Source organism: Pseudomonas nunensis (genome assembly GCF_024296925.1).
In the GTDB taxonomy this organism is placed as follows: domain Bacteria; phylum Pseudomonadota; class Gammaproteobacteria; order Pseudomonadales; family Pseudomonadaceae; genus Aquipseudomonas; species Aquipseudomonas nunensis.
The window spans coordinates 757,350-779,730 of sequence record NZ_CP101125.1 but is presented as its reverse complement, the minus strand read 5'-3'; the positions used below and the strand labels follow the sequence as shown (position 1 = coordinate 779,730).

Annotated in this window: 22 protein-coding genes; 2 read left to right on the top strand and 20 right to left on the bottom strand. The window is 60.3% G+C overall.

The genetic code is table 11. The annotated features are described in order from the left end of the window. Nucleotides 1–23: 23 nt before the first annotated feature. The 13 genes from NK667_RS03605 to NK667_RS03545 all read right to left on the bottom strand — a co-directional run bounded on the left by NK667_RS03605 (nucleotide 24) and on the right by NK667_RS03545 (nucleotide 10,250). Entirely contained in the window at nucleotides 24–812 is a 789-nt protein-coding gene (locus NK667_RS03605; protein WP_054613864.1) for a TatD family hydrolase, read from the bottom strand. 14 nt (nucleotides 813–826) lie between these two features. Beyond that, a complete protein-coding gene (locus NK667_RS03600) occupies nucleotides 827–1,183 on the bottom strand; it encodes a PilZ domain-containing protein (protein WP_054051788.1) in 357 nt (118 codons plus the stop codon). Nucleotides 1,184–1,215: 32 nt separating this feature from the next. Further along, the gene (locus NK667_RS03595) at nucleotides 1,216–2,202 is read right to left on the bottom strand and encodes a DNA polymerase III subunit delta' (RefSeq protein WP_054051786.1); all 987 of its coding nucleotides are present in this window, start codon (nucleotides 2,200–2,202) and stop codon (nucleotides 1,216–1,218) included. Beyond that, nucleotides 2,195–2,827, bottom strand: a complete 633-nt coding sequence (gene tmk, locus NK667_RS03590) for a dTMP kinase (protein WP_054051783.1) — start codon at nucleotides 2,825–2,827, stop codon at nucleotides 2,195–2,197. The genes NK667_RS03595 and tmk overlap by 8 nt, the downstream gene beginning before the upstream one ends. Before the next feature lie 19 nt (nucleotides 2,828–2,846). Next, entirely contained in the window at nucleotides 2,847–4,088 is a 1,242-nt protein-coding gene (gene mltG, locus NK667_RS03585) for an endolytic transglycosylase MltG (protein WP_054613863.1), read from the bottom strand. 3 nt (nucleotides 4,089–4,091) lie between these two features. Continuing rightward, nucleotides 4,092–4,907 carry an aminodeoxychorismate lyase gene (pabC, locus tag NK667_RS03580; RefSeq protein ID WP_054613862.1) on the bottom strand — a complete coding sequence of 272 codons (816 nt, stop codon included), beginning with the start codon at nucleotides 4,905–4,907 and terminating at the stop codon, nucleotides 4,092–4,094. Next, nucleotides 4,907–6,151: a beta-ketoacyl-ACP synthase II gene (fabF, locus tag NK667_RS03575; protein ID WP_054613861.1), complete on the bottom strand. Its 1,245-nt coding sequence runs from the start codon at nucleotides 6,149–6,151 to the stop codon at nucleotides 4,907–4,909. The genes pabC and fabF overlap by 1 nt, the downstream gene beginning before the upstream one ends. A 108-nt stretch (nucleotides 6,152–6,259) precedes the next feature. Then, entirely contained in the window at nucleotides 6,260–6,496 is a 237-nt protein-coding gene (gene acpP / locus NK667_RS03570) for an acyl carrier protein (protein WP_003442511.1), read from the bottom strand. Between the two features lie 191 nt (nucleotides 6,497–6,687). Further along, nucleotides 6,688–7,431 carry a 3-oxoacyl-ACP reductase FabG gene (fabG, locus tag NK667_RS03565; protein WP_054613860.1) on the bottom strand — a complete coding sequence of 248 codons (744 nt, stop codon included), beginning with the start codon at nucleotides 7,429–7,431 and terminating at the stop codon, nucleotides 6,688–6,690. 16 nt (nucleotides 7,432–7,447) lie between these two features. Then, nucleotides 7,448–8,386, bottom strand: coding sequence for an ACP S-malonyltransferase (gene fabD, locus NK667_RS03560; RefSeq protein WP_054051772.1), 939 nt, complete (start codon nucleotides 8,384–8,386; stop codon nucleotides 7,448–7,450). Between the two features lie 125 nt (nucleotides 8,387–8,511). Continuing rightward, a complete protein-coding gene (gene plsX, locus NK667_RS03555) occupies nucleotides 8,512–9,522 on the bottom strand; it encodes a phosphate acyltransferase PlsX (RefSeq protein ID WP_082356729.1) in 1,011 nt (336 codons plus the stop codon). Between the two features lie 4 nt (nucleotides 9,523–9,526). Then, nucleotides 9,527–9,709: a 50S ribosomal protein L32 gene (rpmF, locus tag NK667_RS03550; protein WP_008152339.1), complete on the bottom strand. Its 183-nt coding sequence runs from the start codon at nucleotides 9,707–9,709 to the stop codon at nucleotides 9,527–9,529. Between the two features lie 13 nt (nucleotides 9,710–9,722). After that, the gene (locus tag NK667_RS03545) at nucleotides 9,723–10,250 is read right to left on the bottom strand and encodes a YceD family protein (RefSeq protein ID WP_004371317.1); all 528 of its coding nucleotides are present in this window, start codon (nucleotides 10,248–10,250) and stop codon (nucleotides 9,723–9,725) included. Between the two features lie 105 nt (nucleotides 10,251–10,355). Between NK667_RS03545 and NK667_RS03540 the strand changes: the two genes are divergently transcribed. Continuing rightward, nucleotides 10,356–10,934 carry a Maf family protein gene (locus NK667_RS03540; protein WP_054613859.1) on the top strand — a complete coding sequence of 193 codons (579 nt, stop codon included), beginning with the start codon at nucleotides 10,356–10,358 and terminating at the stop codon, nucleotides 10,932–10,934. 115 nt (nucleotides 10,935–11,049) lie between these two features. Here the strand turns inward: NK667_RS03540 and sppA are convergent, their stop codons facing one another. Genes sppA through rluC form a run of 3 tightly spaced genes read right to left on the bottom strand, consistent with a single transcriptional unit; the run spans nucleotide 11,050 to nucleotide 13,675 of the window. Beyond that, a complete protein-coding gene (gene sppA / locus NK667_RS03535) occupies nucleotides 11,050–12,039 on the bottom strand; it encodes a signal peptide peptidase SppA (RefSeq protein ID WP_054051767.1) in 990 nt (329 codons plus the stop codon). Nucleotides 12,040–12,063: 24 nt separating this feature from the next. Beyond that, nucleotides 12,064–12,726: an HAD-IA family hydrolase gene (locus tag NK667_RS03530; protein ID WP_054051765.1), complete on the bottom strand. Its 663-nt coding sequence runs from the start codon at nucleotides 12,724–12,726 to the stop codon at nucleotides 12,064–12,066. Continuing rightward, nucleotides 12,713–13,675, bottom strand: a complete 963-nt coding sequence (gene rluC / locus NK667_RS03525; RefSeq protein WP_054051763.1) for a 23S rRNA pseudouridine(955/2504/2580) synthase RluC — start codon at nucleotides 13,673–13,675, stop codon at nucleotides 12,713–12,715. Before rluC ends, NK667_RS03530 begins: the two co-directional genes overlap by 14 nt. Nucleotides 13,676–14,375: 700 nt before the next feature. Here rluC and rne point away from each other — a divergent pair. Then, the gene (gene rne / locus NK667_RS03520; protein WP_054613858.1) at nucleotides 14,376–17,648 is read left to right on the top strand and encodes a ribonuclease E; all 3,273 of its coding nucleotides are present in this window, start codon (nucleotides 14,376–14,378) and stop codon (nucleotides 17,646–17,648) included. A gap of 175 nt (nucleotides 17,649–17,823) precedes the next feature. Here rne and NK667_RS03515 read toward each other — a convergent pair whose 3' ends face one another. The 4 genes from NK667_RS03515 to NK667_RS03500 are packed head-to-tail and all read right to left on the bottom strand — an operon-like array spanning nucleotide 17,824 to nucleotide 22,197. Next, nucleotides 17,824–18,420: a nucleotidyltransferase family protein gene (locus NK667_RS03515; RefSeq protein ID WP_054613857.1), complete on the bottom strand. Its 597-nt coding sequence runs from the start codon at nucleotides 18,418–18,420 to the stop codon at nucleotides 17,824–17,826. Continuing rightward, entirely contained in the window at nucleotides 18,417–19,400 is a 984-nt protein-coding gene (locus NK667_RS03510; protein ID WP_054613856.1) for an XdhC family protein, read from the bottom strand. Before NK667_RS03510 ends, NK667_RS03515 begins: the two co-directional genes overlap by 4 nt. Then, complete coding sequence (locus NK667_RS03505; RefSeq protein WP_054613855.1) at nucleotides 19,400–21,730, bottom strand: xanthine dehydrogenase family protein molybdopterin-binding subunit; 2,331 nt, start codon at nucleotides 21,728–21,730, stop codon at nucleotides 19,400–19,402. Before NK667_RS03505 ends, NK667_RS03510 begins: the two co-directional genes overlap by 1 nt. Next, nucleotides 21,727–22,197, bottom strand: coding sequence for a (2Fe-2S)-binding protein (locus tag NK667_RS03500; RefSeq protein WP_054051753.1), 471 nt, complete (start codon nucleotides 22,195–22,197; stop codon nucleotides 21,727–21,729). Before NK667_RS03500 ends, NK667_RS03505 begins: the two co-directional genes overlap by 4 nt. Nucleotides 22,198–22,381: the final 184 nt, after the last annotated feature.

The following is a 22,381-nucleotide window of genomic DNA, read 5'->3' as shown; positions in this document are numbered from 1 at the left end:
GCTCGCGAAGGCGGCACTGAATCCTAAGCTGATTTCACATGGGCCAATGGAAACAATCGCTTGAAGTTTTCCGTCGTCTGCTCAGCAAATCGCTCATAAGACTCACCCCGCAGCATCGCCAGGAACTCTGCCACTTCCCGCACATATTGCGGCAGGTTCGGTTTGCCGCGATAAGGGATCGGCGCCAGGTATGGTGAATCGGTTTCCACCAGCAAACGGTCGGCCGGCACCTTGCTCGCCACGTCGCGCAACGCATCGGCATTGCGGAAGGTGACAATCCCGGACAGGGAAATGTAATAACCCATGTCCAGCGCAGCCTTCGCCATGTCCCAGTCCTCGGTGAAGCAATGCAGCACACCGGCCTGGGGCAACGCGGCTTCGCGCAACAGGTTCAAGGTATCCGCGCGAGCGCCACGGGTGTGGATGATCACCGGTTTGCCGGTCTGCTGAGCGGCTTGCAGATGCAGGCGGAAAGATTCCTGCTGCAACTCCGCCGCTTCCGGCTCGTAGTGGTAATCCAGACCGGTTTCACCAATCGCCACCACGCGTGGATGATTCAGTTCCTGCAACAACCAATCCAGCGCAGGCGCGGCACCGGGCTGCACATCCAGCGGATGCACGCCGACCGAACAATCGACGTCGTCATAACGCTCGGCCAAGGCTTTGACGTCGGCGGCATTATCGACGCTGACGCCGATACACAAAAAATGTCCAACCCCGCGCTGGCGGGCCGCATCGAGGGCGGCATCCAGGGAGCCGTCATGGGCGACGAGGTCGAGGCGGTCAAGGTGGCAATGGGAATCTACGAGCATAAAAGGGCTGCAACTTACATCGTATGAGTGGGACGGTCGGATTTCAGTGCTCCGGCCAGATGGGTTTCGATTCGACTGCGGGCGGTGTTGTCACCGTCGTTGAATTGCACGCCAACTCCGGCGGCGCGGTTGCCTTGGGCACCTTTGGGCGTGATCCAAGTGACTTTGCCGGCGACCGGAATCTTTTCCGCCTCGTCCATAAGGTTCAGCAACATGAACACCTCGTCGCCCAACTTGTAGCTTTTGTTGGTCGGGATGAACAGGCCGCCGTTCTTGATGAACGGCATGTAGGCCGCATACAGCACGGACTTGTCCTTGATCGTCAGTGACAAAATGCCGTTACGCGGCCCGGTGTTGACGGGTTCATTCATGCTGACCTCCACTGCGGATGCTCAGAGTCTAGTCACTTCTGGCCCGGCAAAGACACCCATTGCACCAGCAGCGCCTCAAGCAGCAGCGCCGGATTCAGGTTGGCCTTGCTCATGACCTTCTGACGCTGGGCGAGAATCCAGTCCTGAATATTGAGAACTTTGTCCTGCCCGGACTTCTGCGCCAGGTATTGAATGACCTTGCGCATGTCCATCAGGCCCAGGCCTTCTTCATCCTTGGTCAACTGATAGCGCAGGATCAGGCTCGACCAGTCGCAGAACCAGTCAAACAGCAGCAATTGCGGAATGCTTTTCCATTCTTCGGCCAGCTGGGTCGGCGACTTCTGCTGCTTGAGCAGTTGCTTTACGCCTTCGACCACCAACACCCGCTGCTCGCGTACGCCCTGATTCTGCAACTTGACCGCGCCCAAAGGCGAACCAGCAGCCAATGTCAGCAACTCGACGCGCTCTTCCTGCGAGCAATCCGGCAACGCCGTCGCCAACCACGCCAGGCTCATCGCCTCGCTGGGCAGCGGACAAGCCTGCTGCTGGCAGCGGCTCTTGATCGTTGGCAGCAAACGGCTGGTCTGGTGACTGACTAGCAGCAACACGGTATCGCCGGACGGTTCTTCAAGACTTTTGAGCAAGGCGTTGGCGGCGTTGACGTTCATCGACTCGACCGGCTCGATCAGCACCACTTTACGCCCGCCCATCTGCGCGGTCTGCACCACGAAGCTGACCAGATCGCGCACTTGGTCGACCTTGATCGCCTTGTCCGCCTCTTCCGGTTCGAGGATGTAGTTGTCGGGGTGACTGCCGGCCTTGAGCAACAGGCAGGACTTGCACTCGCCGCAGGCATCCTGGGCCGTCGGACGCTGGCACAGCAAATGCGCCATCAACCGCTCAGCCAACGCACGTTTACCAATGCCGGCCGGGCCATGTAGCAAATAAGCGTGGGCATGCTGCTTGCGCCCCGCCAGTTGCTGCCAGAGCTCGTCCTGCCATGGATAGGCCTCAGCCACGGGTCAACTCCAGTAAACGCGGAAGCAACGCATCCAGGGACTGCTGGACCTGTGGCAGCGGCTGGGCGGCATCCACCAGCACATAACGAGCCGGGTCGGCTTCAGCGCGCTTGAGAAAGGCGCTGCGCACGGCATCGAAAAAGGCTCGACCTTCGAGCTCGAAGCGATCCAGTCGACCGCGAGCACTGGCGCGAGCCAGGCCGACTTCCACCGGCAGATCGAAAATCAGTGTCAGGTCCGGACGCAAGTCGCCCTGGACGAAGGTTTCCAGAGTCGCGATGCGCTCCAGCGACAAACCGCGACCGCCGCCCTGATAGGCGTAGGTCGAATCAGTGAAACGGTCGCACAACACCACCGCGCCACGGGCCAGCGCCGGACGAATCACCTCCGCCAGATGCTGGGCACGGGCGGCGAACACCAGCAGCAGCTCGGTGTCGGGGTTCATGACTTCATCCACCGGGGCCAGCAGCACTTCGCGAATGCGCTCGGCCAACGGCGTGCCGCCCGGCTCGCGGGTCAGCAGCACTTCGATACCGGCGGCGCGCAGGCGTTCGGCCAGGTATTCGCGGTTAGTGCTCTTGCCGGCGCCTTCCGGGCCTTCCAGGGTAATAAACAAGCCAGTCACAGGCAGTCCTTAATCAGTGTCATTGCGAGCTTTGCGGTGTCGGCGTCGACGCATCCGGTTCGGCTGCGGGTTCTTGCGCCGGCGTTGGCGGTACAGCTTCAGGTGCAGTCGTCGGCTCAGGTGCTGGGGCAGGATCTTGCGCCGGCACTTGCGGCACCGCTTCGGGCGCGGGGTCGGGCGAAGCTGCGGGAATTGGCGTCTCGGCTTCCGGCGTCACCGGGGCGTTAGCTGGGGCCGGGCTGGAACGGTAATCCGCCCGACGCTTGAGCTGAAACTCGCGTACTGCCGAGTTATGGGCATCCAGGTCATCCGAGAACACATGACTGCCGTCGCCGCGAGCCACAAAATACAGGCTGTTGCCGGCCACCGGGTTTAGCGCCGCATGGATCGCCTCACGACCGACCATCGCAATCGGTGTCGGCGGCAGGCCGGAGATCATGTAAGTGTTATACGGCGTCGCTTCCTTGAGATGCGCGCGAGTCAACTTGCCGGTATAGCGATCACCCAGACCGTAGATCACCGTCGGATCGGTCTGCAGCATCATGCCCATCGCCATCCGCCGCACAAACACGCCAGCAATCTGCCCGCGCTCCTGTGGCACGCCGGTTTCCTTCTCCACCAGCGAGGCCATGATCAGTGCCTGATAGGGTTCGGTGTACGGCGCGTCAGCGGCACGTTTTTCCCATTCCTTGGCCAACACCTCATCGAGGCGCTCATAGGCTTTTTTCAGCAACTCGGCATCGGTCATGCCGCGCACGAAGCTGTAAGTGTCCGGGAAGAAGCGGCCCTCAGGGAAAATCCCGCTGTGACCCAGCTTGTCCATCACTTGGGTGTCGCTCAGGCCAGTCAGGGTTTGCTTGAGCTTGTCATCCTTGGCCAGTGCCGCGCGGACCTGATGGAAATTCCAGCCTTCGACCAGCGTCACGTTGTACTGCACCACTTCGCCACGCTTCCACAGGTCGATCAGACCGTCGACGGTCATCCCCGGCAGCATGCGGTATTCGCCGCTGTGGATCGGCGTGGCGGAAAGATTGAAGCGCCAATAGACGCGCAACCAGAAGGCGTCCTTGATGACGCCATCGGTTTCGAGTCGATAGAAAGTGCGGGTCGGTGTCGTGCCCTTGGGCACTTCCAGCAGTTCTTCCTGGGTGATATTCAGCGGCTGTTCCAGCGCCGAATGGATTTTCCAGGCCGAAGCAGCTGATAGCAGCCCTGCCAGAACCAGACCGGTTTCCAGCAGCAGCAAGAGTTTACGTCTCACGTATCAAGCATCCAGTAGCGCGCGGGCAATGGTTTGGAGTTTACGGGTGAGCGGGCCAACCGACCAGCTCAGTGCTGCATAGGCGCGCACCGGCCAAATGCCATACACGCTGTTGCAGACGAAGACCTCATCGGCCCATTGCAGCTGATCGAGGCTGATGTCGGTGATTTGCGTGGGGATCCCCAATGACTCAGCCTGAAACAATAATTCGGCACGCATCACGCCGGCCACGCCGCAGCGCTTCAGATCGGCGGTGATCAGCACACCATCGCGCACCAGGAACACGTTACTGAAGACACCTTCGATGACGCGACCGACCTGATCGAGCATCAAGCCTTCAGCGTGTTCGGTGTCTTGCCATTCGGCACGCGCAAGCACTTGCTCAAGACGGTTCAAGTGTTTGAGCCCGGCAAGCAGTGGTTGTTTGGAAAGTCGTGTGGTGCAAGGGAACAAACGAACGCCCTGCTCGGCATGGACAGCAGGATAAGCAGCCGCAGGATTGCCTTGCAGAATGCGTCGGGCCTGGGCCGAAGGATCGGGGGCATAACCGCGCAAGCTGTCGCCGCGAGTGAGGATGAGCTTGAGCACGCCCTCGCCCAGTGCGACGGCATAGGCCAGCAGTTCGCTGCGAATCAGTTCCTGATCGGCAGTGATCGCCAGGCGTGAGCAACCTTGCGCCAGACGCGACAGATGCCGGTCCAGCAACAACGGTTGCCCGCCTTGCACAGCAATGGTCTCGAACAGACCATCACCGTAAGCCAGGCCGCGATCCTTCAGCGACAGAGCGTCAGCCGGCTGACCGTCGACCCAGCTGTCCATCAGTCAGCGAACCGGCGGAACACCAGCGAGCCGTTGGTCCCGCCAAACCCGAAGGAGTTGGACAGCACTACATCGATATCCATGTTGCGCGCGGTGTGCGGCACGAAGTCGAGGTCGCAGCCTTCGTCCGGCTCATCGAGGTTGATGGTCGGCGGCGCCACTTGGCTGTTGATCGCCAGCACACTGAAGATCGCCTCGACCGCGCCCGCCGCACCCAACAGGTGGCCGGTCATGGACTTGGTCGAACTGACCGCCAGTTTGTAGGCGTGATCGCCGAACACCGACTTGATCGCACAGGCTTCGGCGAGGTCGCCGGCCGAAGTCGACGTGCCGTGGGCGTTGATGTACTGGACCTGATCGCCATTGATCTTGGCGTCGCGCAGGGCATTGGTGATGCAACGTGCAGCACCGGCGCCATCAGCGGGAGGCGAAGTCATGTGGTAAGCATCGCCGCTGGTGCCAAAACCGATCAGCTCGGCGTAGATAGTCGCGCCACGGGCCTTGGCGTGCTCCAGTTCTTCCAGAACCAGCGCACCGGCGCCGTCAGACAGGACGAAACCATCACGGCCCTTGTCCCATGGACGGCTGGCGCGGGTCGGCTCGTCGTTGCGAGTCGACAGTGCGCGGGAGGCACCAAAGCCACCCATGCCCAGACCGCAAGCGGCCATCTCGGCGCCGCCGGCAATCATCACGTCGGCTTCGTCGTACATGATGTTGCGGGCCGCCATGCCGATGCAGTGCGTACCGGTGGTACACGCCGTGGCGATGGCGTAGTTAGGTCCCTGTGCACCCAAGTGGATGGACAGGAAACCGGAAATCATATTGATGATCGAGCCAGGCACGAAGAACGGTGAAATTCGACGAGGGCCGGAATCATGCAGCGTGCGGCTGGTTTCTTCGATATTGGTCAGACCGCCAATACCCGAACCCATGGCCACGCCGATGCGCTCGCGGTTGGCGTCAGTGACTTCCAGACCGGAGTTACGCACAGCCTGAAACCCTGCGGCCAGACCGTATTGAATGAACAGGTCGAGCTTGCGAGCTTCCTTGACCGACAGGTATTCCTCGACATTGAAGCCCTTTACCGAGCCGCCAAAACGGGTGGAATAGGCAGAAAGGTCGGTGTGTTCGATCAGACCAATGCCACTGCGGCCAGCCAGAATGCCCTGCCAACTGCTTGGCACATCCGTGCCCAGTGGCGACAACATACCCATACCGGTGACTACGACGCGTCTACGCGACACAGCACTCTCCTTTTTCAAATGACGACTTTGCATCAGGCCTAAAGAAAAAACCGCACGCCGTGATGGCAGTGCGGTTTTTCCATGACAGCAAGCAACGATTACAAGCTATTAAGCCTGGTGGTTAGTAACGTAATCGATTGCAGCTTGTACAGTAGTGATCTTCTCAGCTTCTTCGTCAGGGATTTCGGTCTCGAATTCCTCTTCCAGAGCCATCACCAGCTCAACGGTGTCAAGGGAGTCGGCACCCAGGTCTTCAACGAAGGAAGCAGTGTTGACCACTTCTTCTTCTTTAACGCCCAGTTGCTCAGCAACGATTTTCTTGACGCGCTCTTCGATGGTGCTCATACCTTGTTTTCACTCCTAATGGACAAATTCAGGCAGCTGGCCAGTGGGTAAGTGTATAGAAAGACTTTTCAGTTTTTCAACTGAAAGCTTCACTCCTCAAACCCGGGGGCCCTCTGCCTATAAATAGATTGCAGCTTTATAACGGATTTTAGACAGCTCGTATGACATTTTTTTGAAGCAACCCGTCACATTTAACTCATGTACATCCCGCCGTTCACCGGGATTGTAGCCCCAGTAACGTAAGCCGCACCGTCGGATGCAAGAAAAGCGACCACAGACGCGATCTCTTGTGCTTGTCCCAGACGGCCCAGCGGAATCTGTGTAATCAAGCCTTCACGCTGCGCTTCGGGCAGTTCGCGGGTCATATCAGTGTCGATGAACCCTGGAGCCACCGAGTTTACCGTAATCGAACGCGAACCGACTTCACGCGCCAATGCACGGCTGAAACCTTCCAGACCGGCCTTGGCGGCTGCGTAGTTTACTTGGCCTGCGTTGCCCATGGCACCCACAACCGAACCAATACTGATAATTCGTCCCCAACGCGCCTTGGTCATGCCGCGCAAAACGCCCTTGGACAGGCGGAACAGACTGTTCAGATTGGTATCGATGACGTCGTTCCATTCGTCGTCTTTCATGCGCATCATCAGATTATCGCGGGTGATGCCAGCATTGTTGACAAGGATTACCGGGACACCGAACTGCGCGGTGATGTTCGCCAGCACCGCTGCAACGGACTCGTCGCTGGTGACATTGAGTTCCAGGCCAGTGCCTTGAATACCGTTTTCTTTCAGGGTAGCGGCGATGCGCTCGGCACCCGAAGCGGTGGTCGCGGTGCCGATGACGATGGCGCCCTCACGACCCAGTTCCAGGGCGATAGCCTGGCCGATACCACGGCTCGCACCGGTGACCAGTGCAACTTTACCTTGCAGACTCATGCAAGTTTCTCCTGATTCAGGCCAGCGCTGCGCGAGCGGCAGCGAAAGCGTCTGGGGTATTGAGGTTAGATGTGGATACGCCTTCGGCGCAGCGTTTGTTCAGGCCGGCAAGCACCTTGCCAGGGCCGCACTCGACCAGTTGGGTCGCGCCCTTGGCTGCCAGCGCCTGGACCGATTCGACCCAGCGCACAGGCTTGTAGAGCTGCTCAAGCAGATCACGCTTGAGGGTCTCCAGATCGGCCGGCACCGCAGCGCTGACGTTCTGGACAACCGGAATCTGCGGAGCCTGCCAGTCGATGGCAGCGATGGACTCGGCAAACCGCTCGGCCGCCGGACGCATCAGCTCGCAGTGAGACGGCACGCTGACCGGCAACGGCATGGCGCGCTTGGCACCACGCGCCTTGCAGCCTTCGATGGCACGCTCGACCGCAGCCTTGGCGCCAGCAATGACCACCTGGCCCGGGGAGTTGAAATTGACGGCGCTGACCACTTCGCCTTGCGCCGCTTCGGCACAGGCAGCCAGCACGTCGGCGTCTTCCAGACCGAGAATAGCGGCCATGCCGCCCTGCCCGGCCGGAACGGCCTCTTGCATCAACTGGCCACGACGCTCGACCAGTTTCACCGCGTCGCCCAGGCTCAGGCTACCCGCAGCCACCAGGGCGCTGTATTCGCCCAGGCTGTGACCGGCAACATAAGCCGGACGCGCACCGCCTTCAGCCAGCCACAGACGCCACAAGGCGATCGAGGCGGTCAGAATGGCCGGCTGGGTTTTATCGGTTTGATTGAGCTGCTCTTCCGGCCCTTGCTGGGTCAGTGCCCACAGGTCGTAACCCAGAGCATCGGAAGCTTCTTTAAATGTTTCGAGGACCACTGGATGTTGCGCGCCCAACTCGGCCAGCATGCCGAGGGACTGCGAACCCTGTCCTGGAAAGACGAATGCGAGGGAAGCAGACATGTAACAAGCCCCTAATGATCTTGTCGTCGGAGAATTGACGTCCCGCTGGGGGACTGCAAGAAACTGACAGTTGGATGGCCAATTGAACTGAGCGGTCACATTTAAGCATTGTCCGACGAAAACGCCTAAGGCAACAGATCCTCAAGACGACCGTGCAGCCGTTCCGGGAGGTTTTCCTGGATCTCGATCAGGGCACGCTGGATCGCACTCTGGAAACCCTGCACCCCGGCAGAACCGTGGCTTTTCACGACAATGCCCTGCAAACCGAGGAAGCTTGCACCATTGTGTCGTGCCGGAGCCAGATCCGCCTGCAAGCGCTTCATCAGCGGCAATGCCAGCGCGCCGACCACCCGCGAGGCGAAGCTTTGCTTGAACAACGCCTCGATGCGCCCGGCAATCATGGTTGCCAGGCCTTCGCTGGATTTGAGCAGGATATTGCCGACAAAGCCGTCACACACCACCACATCCGCCTCGCCGCGATAAACACCGTCACCTTCTACAAAACCGATGTAGTTGATGCCCCGGGCGTTCTGCAACAAGGTCGCTGCCAGCTTGACCTGCTGATTGCCCTTGATGTCTTCAGTACCGATATTCAGCAACGCCACGCGAGGACGAACCACACCCAAGGTTTCCGCCGCCACCGAACCCATGATCGCGAACTGCAACAGGTGCTCAGCACTGCAATCGACGTTGGCACCAAGATCGAGCAACTGGCAATAACCCTTCTCGGTCGGAATCGCCGCGACCATCGCCGGCCGATCGATGCCCGGCAAAGTCTTGAGTACAAAACGCGACAGGGCCATCAACGCACCGGTATTGCCGGCACTGACACAGGCCTGGACCTTGCCATCACGCAACAACTCAAGGGCCACGCGCATCGATGAATCAGGCTTGCCACGCAAGGCCTGGGCAGGCTTTTCGTCCATGGTGATGACTTCGGACGCCGGGGTAATCGACAGGCGCGCGCGATCCACAGCCGAATGACTGGAGAGCAGTTCTTCTAAAAGGGTAGGTTGACCGACGAGGGTCAGGTGCAGCGAGGGCGTAGCAGACAGGCAAGCAAGGCTGGCCTGAACAATGCTGCGGGGACCGAAGTCCCCGCCCATTGCGTCAATCGCGATGACTTGAGCAGACAAGTGATTACTCGTCAGCGCCCTTGTCGATCACTTTACGGCCACGGTATACGCCTTCTGGCGATACGTGGTGACGCAGGTGAATTTCACCAGTGGTTTTTTCTACAGACAGAGTGCTTGCCGTCAGGGCGTCGTGCGAACGACGCATGTCACGGGCAGAGCGGGATTTTTTGTTCTGCTGAACAGCCATAATTGATTAACTCCTAAACGTTTGGGTCACGCTTTAACTGCGCCAATACACTGAACGGGTTGGACCGCGTTACCTCGTCCTCGCTCGGTTCGGGCTCATCGAGACCCGCCGGCTGCTGGCATTCTTCCGGATGATGAGCAGGCACAATGGGCAAGGCGAGCAGAAGCTCCTCCTCGATCAGTGACTGCAGATCCAATGGATCTTCGCCCAGTTCCAGCACGTCATAACCTTTCGGCAACGACTGGGTATTCGCACCCTCCTTCACCACAGCATAACTGCATTCGCTATGGATCGGCAGGGTGACCAGCTCAAGACAACGCTGGCAAACCATTTTGACTTCGGTGTCGATAAAACTGTGGATTACCACAGACTTACGTTCATCTCGTTCAAAAACGAATTTAGCCTGCACCGTACCGACAGTGTCGGAAAGCGGGTCGCAGAGTCTCTCCAAATCGGCCAGCAGCAATTCACCTTGAAGGGTGGTGCCACGATCAGCCAATTTGCGCGGGTCAACGTGAGGTGGAATCGGGTCATTCAACATAGGCGCAGCATTATAGGGATGCACCCAGCCATGTCAAAGGAAATTCAGCCCTGTCCGTCACTTGGAAGCCTCGCTAGAATTCGGCCCTGCCTTTTGGAGATGCCCATGCTGCCTTTATTACTCGCTTCAAGTTCGGTTTATCGCCGGGAATTGCTGGCCCGCTTGCAGCTTGAGTTCACCTGCAGCTCGCCGGATATCGATGAAAGCCATCGCCCGGACGAGTCCGCGATTAATTTGGTAAAGCGCCTGGCTGAAGAGAAAGCGCGGGCGCTGGCCGTCAGCCACCCCGCTCATCTGATCATCGGCTCCGACCAGGTCGCGGTGCTCGGCGAGCGGATTATCGGCAAACCTCACACCTTCGAAAAGGCTCGCGAACAATTGCTGGCTTCCAGCGGCGCCGGCGTGACCTTCCTGACCGGCCTCGCGCTGCTCAACAGCCAGACCGGCCATTGCCAGGTCGACTGCGTGCCGTTCACCGTGCACATGCGCACACTCGACCCGGCGCGCATCGAACGCTACCTGCGCGCAGAACAGCCCTACGACTGCGCTGGCAGCTTCAAGGCCGAAGGTTTGGGGGTGAGCCTGTTTCAAAGCACTGAAGGCCCTGACGCCACCAGCCTGATCGGCCTGCCGCTGATTCGGTTGATCGACATGCTTTTGGCTGAAGGTGTGCAGATTCCTTGAAGATCAAAAGATCGCAGCCTCGTTTCACTGTAGGAGCTGTCGAGTGAAACGAGGCTGCGATCTTTTGATTGTAAAAAAACCGGCAAAAAGCCGGTTTTTTTATGCCACCAGAGAACTAGCGCAACGACGGACCATGAAACCCCATCCACATCGCAATCTGCTCAGCCACGCTGGCACCGAGCTTCTTCGAGAAGCGATCAAGCGGCGATTCCTGGACAGTGAAGTCGACGATTTCTTTCTCGCCAATAATATCGCGAGCAACCGAACTGGTATTCCCCAGGCCATCGATCAAGCCCAGCGGCAGCGCCTGCTCACCCGACCAGACCAGGCCGGAGAACAACTCAGGATGATCCTTGTCTTTGAGACGGTCGCCACGACCCTTCTTCACGCTGGCAATGAACTGCTGGTGAGTGGTGTCGAGCACGCCCTGCCAGAACTGGGTTTCTTCAGGCTTTTGCGGCTGGAACGGATCAAGAAACGATTTGTGCTCGCCAGAGGTGTAGGTGCGGCGCTCAACACCAAGCTTTTCCATGGTGCCGACAAAACCGTAGCCGGCCGCCGTCACACCAATGGAGCCCACCAGGCTCGCCTTGTCGGCGTAGATCTGATCCGCCGCACTGGCAATGTAATAAGCACCGGAAGCGCCCAGGTCCGAGATCACGGCGTACACCTTGACGTTCGGATGCAAGGCACGCAGGCGACCAATTTCATCGTAGACGTAACCCGACTGCACAGGGCTGCCACCCGGACTGTTGATCCGCAGGATCACACCCTTGACCTTCTCATCTTCGAAGGCCGCACGCAGGCTGGTCACGATGTTGTCGGCGCTGGCGGTCTCTTTGTCAGCAATAACGCCCGTGACATCGATCACCGCCGTGTAATTCGAGCCACGGGTCGCGCTTTTTTCCATGCTGATCAGCGGCGACAGCAACAGCAAGGCAACAAACAGATACGTAAAAGCCAGGAATTTGAAGAAAATCCCCCAGCGACGGGAGCGGCGCTGTTCCTGCACACCGGCCAGCAAGGTCTTTTCCAGCAGCTTCCAGCTCTTCTCGTCACCACCTTCAGCGCTCGATTTGTCGGGCGCTTTCCATTCGTCGGTCATTCCATCTACCTCAGCAAAAATGTTTTAGGTGCGCTGATTCAACCACGCATGCAATTCAGAAAAATGATCAATGGCCAGTCGCGGCTCAAACAGTTTCAGCGCCTCAATGGACTGGGCGCCATAACTGACCGCAACAGAATCCATGCCAGCGTTGCGCGCCATCTGCAAATCGAAGGACGAATCCCCGACCATCAGCGCTTGCTGCGCGGTCACACCACAATGGGCGAGGATCTCTTCCAACATCAGCGGATGCGGCTTGCTGGCGGTTTCATCAGCGGCACGGGTGATATCGAAATAATCTTCCCAACCATGCGCCTTGAGCACCCGATCCAGCCCGCGACGCGCCTTACCGGTGGCGACCGCCAAGCGATAACCCTCGTCACGAAACGCCGCCATCGACTCGACCACACCTTCGAACAACGGCGAAGGCACTGCTTCCGCAGCGATGTAGTGGTCCGCGTAGTGCTGACGGAACGCTATCAGCTCGTCGTCGCCGATCTGCGGGTACAACGTGCGAATCGCCTCGGGCAACCCCAGGCCGATAATGCCTTTGACGGCAAAGTCGTCGCACAATTGGAAACCGGAGCGCTCGGACGCGACATGCATCGCCTCGACAATCCGACCAATGGAATCGGCCAAGGTGCCGTCCCAATCAAAAATCAGCAGCTTGTAATCAGAGGGGTGCACTCAGGCGCTCCACGGTCTTGGCCCACATCTCGTCGACCGGCGCCTGCAACTTCAGCTCGCCGCCATCAGGCAACGGCACGGTCAGCATGTAGGCGTGAAGGAACAGGCGCTTGCCGCCCAGGTCGCGAATTTCCTTGCTGAAATCGTCATCGCCATACTTGGTGTCACCGGCAATGCAATGCCCGGCGTGCAAGGTGTGGACGCGAATCTGGTGAGTCCGGCCGGTGATCGGCTTGGCTTCGATCAGGGTGGCAAAGTCGCCGAAACGACGCAGGACCTTGAACACGGTCACCGACTCCTTGCCCTCCTCCTCGTCGACCTCGACCATGCGCTCGCCGGAGCGCAGGTTGCTCTTGCCGAGCGATGCACGGACCTGCTTGATCGAGGCCGCCCAGTTGCCGCGGACCAGCGCCATATAGCGCTTGTCGACGCCATCGCCGCGCAACGCCGTATGCAAGTGACGCAGCATGCTGCGCTTCTTGGCGATCATTAGCAGGCCGGAAGTATCACGGTCGAGACGGTGAACCAGTTCGAGCTCCTTGCAATCGGGGCGCAACTGACGAAAGGCTTCGATCACCCCGTAAGTCAGGCCGCTGCCGCCATGGACCGCGATGCCACAAGGCTTGTTGATCACGATCAACGCCTTGTCCTCGAAGATAATCGAGGCTTCGAGGCGCTGGAGCAGGCCTTGTGCCAGCGGAACCGGCTCGTCGCGCTCAGGCACGCGAACCGGCGGCACGCGCACGATATCGCCCGCCTGCAGCTTGTATTCGGGCTTGATCCGGCCTTTGTTCACTCGCACTTCGCCTTTGCGCAAAATGCGGTAAATCAAGGTCTTGGGCACGCCTTTGAGCCGAGCGAGAAGGAAGTTATCAATACGTTGGCCGGCATATTCCGGCGAGACCTCCAGCAGTTGTACGGCTGGGGTCGAAGGGGCAGTAGTCGTCATGGCGCGGATGATAACAATTTTTTATGGAATTGAAGCACTTAATCATTGCTGCTATAGTCGCGAACGCCGCCAAAAGCGGCCTGGACAGCGGACTAACGGTCAAAAACCGGCCCTGACCAACGCAATTCACCAGGACGCGAGGCCGTCCTACGGGGCTTTCGCTACGTAACGGTGGAGTTTGCAGGTGTAACGAGCGCAGGTGACATGAGGCCTGAATCAAGCGGCAAAGCAGAGTTTTCACTCGCCTTGCGAGCCAATATTCATGGCCAGTTCACAAAGTGCAGTCAGCTGCGAATGACCCCGAGCGAACGCTTCGGAAACAACGCCTAAATTAGCCATGATGCGTGACCTCCCCTTTCGGAGCTCACGGTAAATGCCAACCCGCTGCGGATTCTGCGCGCGGCAGCACCCGAATTATCAGGGATACGTGTAGGGTGGAGATGCACAACCGCTGGACTGTGTAGCAATAGGCTTTATCAAGACGCTTCATCTCGTCCACAGCCGCTGGTTGATTCCTCCTCCTGACTGAGTGCTTAAGTAGCCACAGCAAGCAGGACGCGTACGTCGCGACGCCGGCCCCTATTGGTCGCCATCGCTAGACACTGGAGTGTCCAACCACTCCTGACGCACCTGACACCGACCGTGAGAAGTCGTGTGTGCCGAACGCCGTTTCCGGCAGCCCGGAAACCGACGGTACTACATGAAAAGAATGCTGATTAACGCAACTCAACCCGAAGAGTTGCGTGTTGCACTGGTAGATGGCCAACGCCTCTACGACCTGGACATCGAATCCGGTGCACGCGAGCAGAAGAAGGCCAACATCTATAAAGGCCGGATTACTCGCATCGAACCAAGCCTTGAGGCTGCCTTTGTCGATTTCGGCTCCGAGCGCCACGGCTTCCTGCCCCTCAAAGAAATCTCCCGCGAATACTTCAAGAAAGCCCCCGAAGGCCGCGTCAACATCAAGGACGTCCTGACCGAAGGCCAGGAAGTCATCGTTCAGGTCGAAAAAGAAGAACGTGGCAACAAGGGCGCAGCCCTGACCACCTTCATCAGCCTGGCCGGTCGTTATCTCGTGCTGATGCCGAACAACCCGCGTGCCGGCGGTATCTCCCGTCGCATCGAAGGTGAAGAGCGCAACGAACTGCGTGAAGCCCTGAACGGCCTGGTTGCACCTGCCGACATGGGTCTGATCGTGCGCACTGCCGGCCTGGGCCGCAGCAGCGAAGAAATGCAGTGGGACCTCGACTACCTGCTGCAACTGTGGACCGCTATCAAAGAAGCGTCGCTGGATCGTTCCGCGCCATTCCTGATCTACCAGGAAAGCAACGTGATCATCCGCGCCATCCGCGATTACCTGCGCCAGGACATCGGCGAAGTGCTGATCGACAGCGTTGAAGCCCAGGACGAAGCCCTGACCTTCATCCGCCAGGTGATGCCGCAGTACGCCAGCAAGATCAAGCTGTACGAAGACAGCGTTCCGCTGTTCAACCGTTTCCAGATCGAAAGCCAGATCGAGACCGCTTTCCAGCGCGTCGTTGAACTGCCTTCCGGCGGCTCCATCGTTATCGATCCAACCGAAGCCCTGGTGTCCATCGACATCAACTCGGCGCGCGCCACCAAAGGCAGCGACATCGAAGAAACCGCCCTGCAGACCAACCTTGAAGCCGCCGAAGAAATTGCCCGTCAGTTGCGCTTGCGCGACATTGGCGGCCTGATCGTCATCGACTTCATCGACATGACCCCTGCCAAGAACCAGCGCGCCGTGGAAGAGAAAGTCCGCGAATGCCTGGAAGCCGACCGCGCTCGCGTGCAAGTCGGTCGCATCTCGCGCTTCGGCCTGCTGGAAATGTCCCGTCAACGCCTGCGTCCATCGCTTGGCGAAAGCAGCGGCATCGTTTGCCCGCGTTGCAACGGCACCGGCATCATCCGCGACGTTGAATCGCTGTCGCTGGCGATCCTGCGCCTGATCGAAGAAGAAGCCCTGAAAGACCGCACCGCCGAAGTTCGCGCACAAGTGCCGATCCCGGTGGCCGCGTTCCTGCTCAACGAAAAACGCAACTCGATCACCAAGATCGAACTGCGCACCCGTGCCCGCATCGTCATTCTGCCGAACGATCACCTCGAAACGCCGCACTTCGAAGTTCAGCGTCTGCGTGATGACAGCCCGGAAGCCCACATCAACCAGTCCAGCTACGAAATCGCTGCTGCCGCTGCCGAAGTGGAAGAAGTCCAGCCAGCCGCTGCGACCCGCACCCTGGTTCGCCAGGAAGCCGCGGTCAAGACTGCACCGGCCCGTGCCAACGCACCGGTGCCGACTGAAGTCGTCGCTGCCGCTCCAGTTGCTGCACCGGTCGCCGCGCCAGAGCCAAGCCTGTTCAAAGGCCTGGTGAAGTCGCTGGTCAGCCTGTTCGCTACCAAAGAAGAGCCAGCGGCTCCGGTTGTGGTTGAAAAACCAGCGACCACCGAGCGTCCGGCCCGTAACGAAGAGCGTCGCAACGGTCGTCAGCAGAGCCGCAACCGTAACGGTCGCCGCGATGAAGAGCGCAAGCCTCGTGAGGAACGTGCACCGCGTGAAGAACGCGCACCACGTGAGCCACGCGAAGAGCGTCAACCACGCGAAGCCCGTGAAGAGACCACCACTACCCCGGTAGTCGCTCGCGAAGAACGCGCACCACGCGCCCCTCGTGAAGAACGTGCACCGCGCGCTCCTCGTGAAGACCGCAAGCCACGTGGCGACCGCGAAGAGCGTCCGGTACGTGAACTGCGCGAGCCACTGGATGCCGCTCCTGCTGCGCCAGTCGCTGCCGCTGCTGCTGCCGTTGCTGCTACCACTGAAGAGCGTCCAGCCCGTCAGCCACGTGAAGAACGCGCACCACGCCCACCGCGTGAAGAGCGTCAGCCACGTGCAGAACAAGCGGCTGCAACCTCCGAAGAAGAACTGCTGACCAACGAAGAGCAGCAACAGGAAGACGGTCAGGAAGGCGCCGAAGGCGATCGTCCACGCCGCCGCTCCCGTGGCCAGCGTCGTCGCAGCAACCGTCGCGAGCGTCAACGTGATGCCAACGGCAACGTGATCGAAGGTTCGGAAGAGTCCGAGTCCGCCGACGGTAGCGAAGCCAGCGAAACCAACGAAGCGCCAAGCGTTGCCGATCTGGCCGCCGGCCTGGCTGTTACTGCAGCCGTTGCCAGCACCGTGATCAGCGCGCCTGCCGAAGCCCAGGCTCACGAGCAAGCCGAACGCGCCACTGCTGCTGTTCAGGAAACTGCACCAGTAGAAGCGCCGGTCGTTGAAGCGACTACTCCGGTAGAAGCCACAGCCGCTCCGGAAGTTGAAGTAGCGCCGGTTCGTGAAGCACAGCCTGAAATTCAAGCCGCTGCCGAGCCTGCTTTCGTCGCCGAGCCAGTGGTTGTCGCAGAATCGGTTGTCGAAACATCGACCGAAACCGTGACCGAAGCTGTCCGCGAAGTGCGCGAAGAGCAAACCGCGTTCAACTGGGTTGCCGAGCCGGTAGCCTCCGAGCCAGTCGTCGAAGCACCAGCGCCAGTCGCTGAAGCACCGGCGGTTGAAGCGATGGTCTCCGAGCCAGTGGTTGCCGCTGCCGAGCCTGCTCCAGTGGTTGAAGCTCCGGTTGTCGCACAAGTCGCTGCACCGGTGGTCGAAGCCGCCCCTGCCAGCGCCCTGACCGAAAATGGCCGCGCGCCGAACGACCCACGTGAAGTGCGTCGCCGCAAGCGTGAAGCCGAGCGTCTGCAGAAAGAAGCCGAACTGGCTGCCGCTGCTGCTCCGGCCGTTGCCGAGCCAGCACCGGTTGTGGCTGAAGTCGTCGAGGCAGCTCCTGCTCCGGCCGCTGAAGTCGCTGCCGACCCGGTTGAATCCGTGATCGACGAAGCACCTCGCTCCGTTCAGGACGCGGTACAGCAACACGAAGAAGCCCAGGAAAAAGAACACGAGCCTAAACCCCTCGTCTGATTCCATCGGCTACTAAAAAGCCCCGCCTGGTGATCCAGGCGGGGCTTTTTTTATGCCCGTAATCTTCAGCGCAATCCCCTGTGGGAGCGGGCTTGCTCGCGAAAACGGTTTAACATTCAACATTCATGCAGGCTGATCCACCGCATTCGCGAGCAAGCCCGCTCCCACAGGAAATCTATGCCGGCGGGTAGATCAACTTCTCAGGCACATCCACATCCCACAACACACCGGGATCGTCCACCGCCACCTCAACCACCCTCGCCTGCGCAAACAACGGTTTGGCCCCGCGATCACCGGACAACCCCATCAGCCCCGGCCCAAAACGCCGGCCAAAACCCACCGGATGCCCGAACTCGCTCTCGTGCACCGGCACGCTGATGCAATCATCCGCAATCGCCGCGACGACTTGCTCGATGCTCGATGGCAAGATAAACGGCATATCACCTAACACAATCAACCACCCGCCGAGCTGCGAGCAAGCCGCCACACCCGCCGCAATGCTGTCGCCCATGCCGGTGGACTCGATCAGCACAACCTCGTAACCATAAGCCTGGGCCATGCGAATCACCTGAGGGCGATCCTCGGTGGTCACCAGTACGCGCTTTTCAATAGATGCAGGCAGATTCACCAACACCTGCTCGATCACCGAGCGTATGGCGCCGTCGCGACCGGTGCAGTCGGCCAGCAACTTGTCCTTTTCAGCGCCCGCGACCGTTCGAAAGCGGCTGCCCTGCCCCGCCGCCAACACGATCACACCGATGGGCTCGCTCATACGTCCTCCCGCAACGGCTTCTTCTGCTTCAGCTCGACACCGTTCTTGATCGCCACGATTTCGGCCAGCAACGACAAGGCGATTTCCGCCGGGGTGTGGCTGCCGATGTGCAGACCAATCGGACCGTGCAGCCGCGCGATGGCCTGTTCTGACAAGCCTAGCTGAGCCAGGTTGTCCCGGCGCTTCAGGCTGTTGACCCGCGAACCCAGTGCGCCGACGTAGAACGCCCTGGAATCGAGGGCGGTCAGCAGCGCCATGTCATCCAGGCGTGGATCGTGGGTCAGGGCGACGATGGCAGTGCGTTCGTCGGTCTGGATGTTCAACACGGCTTCGTCGGGCATGCCCGGCACGAAGCGACCGTGCTGTTCTTCCCAGCCGTAGACGAACTCGGTGCGCGGATCGCAGATCAGCACTTCGAAATCCAGCAGTCGCGCCATTTCCGCGACATAGCGCGACAGTTGCCCGGCACCGATCAGCAATAAACGCCAGCGCGGACCGTAGATCGCGCGCAAGGTGCTGCCGTCAAAACTCAGCACATCGGTCTTGTGCGCCGCTTGCAAAACCACTTCACCGGTCGTGACGTCCAGCGAACGGGCGACGATTTCATGGGCCTCGCAGCGCGCCAGTAACTCGGCGACCCACGCCGGATCACCGACCCGTTCCTCGGTCAGGCGCAAGGTGCCGCCGCACGGCAAGCCGAACCGCGCCGCCTCTTCGCGGGTGACGCCGTAGGTGATCAATTGCACGGGCGGCCCGTCGGCCGGGATACGGCCGTCGTGCAGCCGCGCAATCAGATCATCCTCGACACAACCGCCCGACACCGAGCCGATCACTACGCCGTCCTCACGCAACGCCAACATGGCACCCGGCGCCCGGGGCGCGGTGCCCCAGGTCTGGACCACGCTGTACAACACCACCCGCTGACCGGCGCGACGCCAGTCGAGCACGCTGCGCAGGACGTTCAGATCGACGCTGTCCATCAGGCCTGCGCCTTCTGCCAGCCCTGCAGTTGATAGCGAACCGGCAGACTGCGGATACGTTTGCCGGTGGCGGCGAAGATCGCGTTGCACAGCGCCGGCGCAATCGGCGGCACGCCCGGCTCACCGACCCCGCCCAATGGCACTTCGCCCGGTGGCGTGACCAGATGCACGGCAACTTCTTTCGGCGCCAGGGACATGCGCGCCACTTCGTACATGTGGAAGTTGTCCTGCTGGACCTTGCCGTCCTTGAAGCTGATTTCGCCGAGCACCGCGTTGCCCAGGCCCATCACGCAGGCGCCTTCGAACTGCGAGCGAATCCGCTCGGGATTGATCTGCGGGCCGCAATCCACGGCGATGTCGGCCTTGTGCACGATCAAGGTGCCGTCGTCTTTGACTTCGACTTCGATCACCGCCGCCACATAGGTGACGAAGCTGTAATGCACCGCCAGCCCCAACCCTCGGCCTTTGGGTAGCGTGCGCCCCCAACCAGCGGCTTTGGCGGCGGTTTCCAGTACGGTGCGCATTCGCGCGGTGTCGATCGGATAACGCTCGGGAGACTCGCCGTAGTTCCACTCTTCACTCAAGGTGCGCGGATCGATCTGACGGTCCGGGCCGAGCAACTTGATCTGATACTTCAGCGGATCCTGCCCGGCCTTGTGGGCCAATTCATCGACGAAGGTCTGAATTGCGAAGCCGTGGGGAATGTTCGACACCGAGCGATACCAGCCGACCCGGGTGTGGACTGTCGCTTCCGGGTTTTCCAGGCGCACATTGGGGATCGCATACGCCATGTTGGTGAAGCCCATGCCCAACTCGAACGCCGCCTCGTGGTTCATGCCCGGGGCGAACAGTGCGGTGATGCTCGGCGCCACGGTGCGGTGCAACCAGCCGGACGGCAGGCCATCCTTGTCGAGGCTGGCCTTCAGGTATTCGGCGGACACGGTATGGAAGTAGGAACAGTGGATATCGTCTTCACGGGTCCACTGCACTCGCACGGCCTTGCCGGGGAATTCCTTGGCGAGGATCGCGGCTTCGATGACGAAATCCGGTTTGGACTTACGCCCAAAACCACCGCCGAGCAAAGTGACGTTGAAGGTGACGTTATCGAACGGCACGCCGAGGCGCTCGCCGATCCGCTCACGGGTAACTTGCGGCGCCTGACTCGGTGCCCAGGCTTCGCACACGCCATCCTTGAAGCGAGCGATGGCAACCATCGGCTCCATCGGCGCCTGTGCCAGATGTGGCAGATAGTAGGACGCTTCGAGGGTGCTGCCGGCGCCGGCCAAGGCCTTGTCGATGTCGCCGGTATTGCGCACCACTTTGCCGGGCTTGAGCGAGGCGGCTTCCAGTTCTTTGCGGTAGGCAATCGAGTCGTAACTGGCGTTGGGGCCGTCATCCCATTCGATGTTCAGCGCTTCGCGGCCCTTGATCGCGGCCCAAGTGTTGCTCGCGACTACGGCCACGCCACCTAATGGCTGGAACTCTGATGGCAGCGGACGGCTTTCGATCTGCAAGACCTTGATCACGCCCGGGACTTTCATTGCCGCGGCGGCATCGAAGGATTTGACCTTGCCGCCATACACCGCAGGACGGGCGATGGTCGCGTAAAGCATGCCGTCGAAATGCACATCGGCGCCGTAGACCGCACGACCGTTGACGATGTCGGCACCGTCGATGGCGCGCACGCCTTCCTTGCCGATATAGCGAAATTCCGACGGCTGCTTGAGCCGCAGGCTGTCACGGGCCGGCACCGCCAGCGCACCGGCAGCGGCGGCGAGTTCGCCGTAACCGAGCTCACGCTTGGTCGGTTGGTGAATCACTTTATGCAGTTGCGCACGGCACTCACCGACCGGCACTTTCCACTGCTCGGCCGCAGCCTGTTCCAGCATGGTCCGCGCGGCGGCACCGCAACGGCGCATCGGTTCGTACCAGTGGCGCATGCTGCGCGATCCGTCGGTGTCCTGGTTGCCGAAGCGCACTTCGTCACCCGGCGCCTGTTGCACCTTGACCAGCGCCCAGTCGGCGTCCAGTTCATCGGCCACCACCATGCTCAGGCTGGTGCGCACGCCCTGGCCCATTTCCGAACGGTTGCACACCACGGTCACCGTGCCGTCGGCGGCGATGCTGACGTAGACCTTCGGATCGTCGACCGAGCCATTAGGCATACCATCGGCGCCGAACTTCTTCGGTTTGTCTTCGGCGAAAGCGTCTTGCCAGCCCCAACTGGCGGCGATTACCAGCGCACTGGTGGCGCCGACGCCTTTGAGAAAACCGCGACGGCTGAGGTTACTCAGATTGCTAAGGGCGAAATCATTCGGGAGCTGGCTCATGCCTTGGCCTCCTTCAGATGAGTGGAGGCCTGGCGGATGGCGGTCTTGATGCGGTTGTAAGTACCGCAACGGCAGATGTTGCCGACCATCGCCTCTTCGATTTGCTCGTCGCTCGGGTTGGGATTGGTCTTGAGCAACGCGGTGGCGGACATGATCTGCCCGCCCTGGCAGAAACCGCACTGGGCCACGGCGGTGTCGAGCCAGGCTTGCTGGACGATTTGCCCGACCGGGTCGGCGTGCAGATTGTCGATGGTACGCACGTCCTGGCCGACCACCGAACCAATCGGCGTGATGCAACTGCGCGCCGGCAAACCGTCGATATGGATGGTGCACGCGCCGCACAGGCCCATGCCACAGCCGAATTTAGTGCCGTTGTAACCGGCCACGTCGCGGATCGCCCAGAGCAGCGGCATATCCTCGGTCACGTCGAGTTGATGGTCTTGGCCATTGAGTTTGAGGGTAATCATGGGCACGCCCGCATAGTTGTTTCGGTTATGGGGTCGAGCAATCTGCCGCCAGGGGGTAGCGGTGGGTTCACGCAGATCGGCTCAGGCTAATCGGCTCTCTTACGCGGACGGCAATGTCTGCGTCGGGCCTTTGGTGGAGCAAATGCTTGCATCGTTAGGTGGCTAAGTTAACCCAGCATTAACA

Excerpts from the sequence above, each read along its gene's own strand:
- NK667_RS03540 (WP_054613859.1), top strand. The coding sequence starts at position 10,356 with ATGCTGCCTTTATTACTCGCTTCAAGTTCGGTTTATCGCCGGGAATTG.
- NK667_RS03510 (WP_054613856.1), bottom strand. The coding sequence starts at position 19,400 with ATGGACAGCGTCGATCTGAACGTCCTGCGCAGCGTGCTCGACTGGCGT.
- pabC (WP_054613862.1), bottom strand. The coding sequence starts at position 4,907 with ATGGACAGCTGGGTCGACGGTCAGCCGGCTGACGCTCTGTCGCTGAAG.
- NK667_RS03505 (WP_054613855.1), bottom strand. The coding sequence starts at position 21,730 with ATGAGCCAGCTCCCGAATGATTTCGCCCTTAGCAATCTGAGTAACCTC.
- NK667_RS03515 (WP_054613857.1), bottom strand. The coding sequence starts at position 18,420 with ATGAGCGAGCCCATCGGTGTGATCGTGTTGGCGGCGGGGCAGGGCAGC.
- acpP (WP_003442511.1), bottom strand. The coding sequence starts at position 6,496 with ATGAGCACCATCGAAGAGCGCGTCAAGAAAATCGTTGCTGAGCAACTG.
- NK667_RS03500 (WP_054051753.1), bottom strand. The coding sequence starts at position 22,197 with ATGATTACCCTCAAACTCAATGGCCAAGACCATCAACTCGACGTGACC.
- rpmF (WP_008152339.1), bottom strand. The coding sequence starts at position 9,709 with ATGGCTGTTCAGCAGAACAAAAAATCCCGCTCTGCCCGTGACATGCGT.
- rluC (WP_054051763.1), bottom strand. The coding sequence starts at position 13,675 with ATGACGACTACTGCCCCTTCGACCCCAGCCGTACAACTGCTGGAGGTC.
- NK667_RS03600 (WP_054051788.1), bottom strand. The coding sequence starts at position 1,183 with ATGAATGAACCCGTCAACACCGGGCCGCGTAACGGCATTTTGTCACTG.
- NK667_RS03545 (WP_004371317.1), bottom strand. The coding sequence starts at position 10,250 with ATGTTGAATGACCCGATTCCACCTCACGTTGACCCGCGCAAATTGGCT.
- NK667_RS03605 (WP_054613864.1), bottom strand. The coding sequence starts at position 812 with ATGCTCGTAGATTCCCATTGCCACCTTGACCGCCTCGACCTCGTCGCC.
- fabG (WP_054613860.1), bottom strand. The coding sequence starts at position 7,431 with ATGAGTCTGCAAGGTAAAGTTGCACTGGTCACCGGTGCGAGCCGTGGT.
- fabD (WP_054051772.1), bottom strand. The coding sequence starts at position 8,386 with ATGTCTGCTTCCCTCGCATTCGTCTTTCCAGGACAGGGTTCGCAGTCC.
- rne (WP_054613858.1), top strand. The coding sequence starts at position 14,376 with ATGAAAAGAATGCTGATTAACGCAACTCAACCCGAAGAGTTGCGTGTT.
- sppA (WP_054051767.1), bottom strand. The coding sequence starts at position 12,039 with ATGACCGACGAATGGAAAGCGCCCGACAAATCGAGCGCTGAAGGTGGT.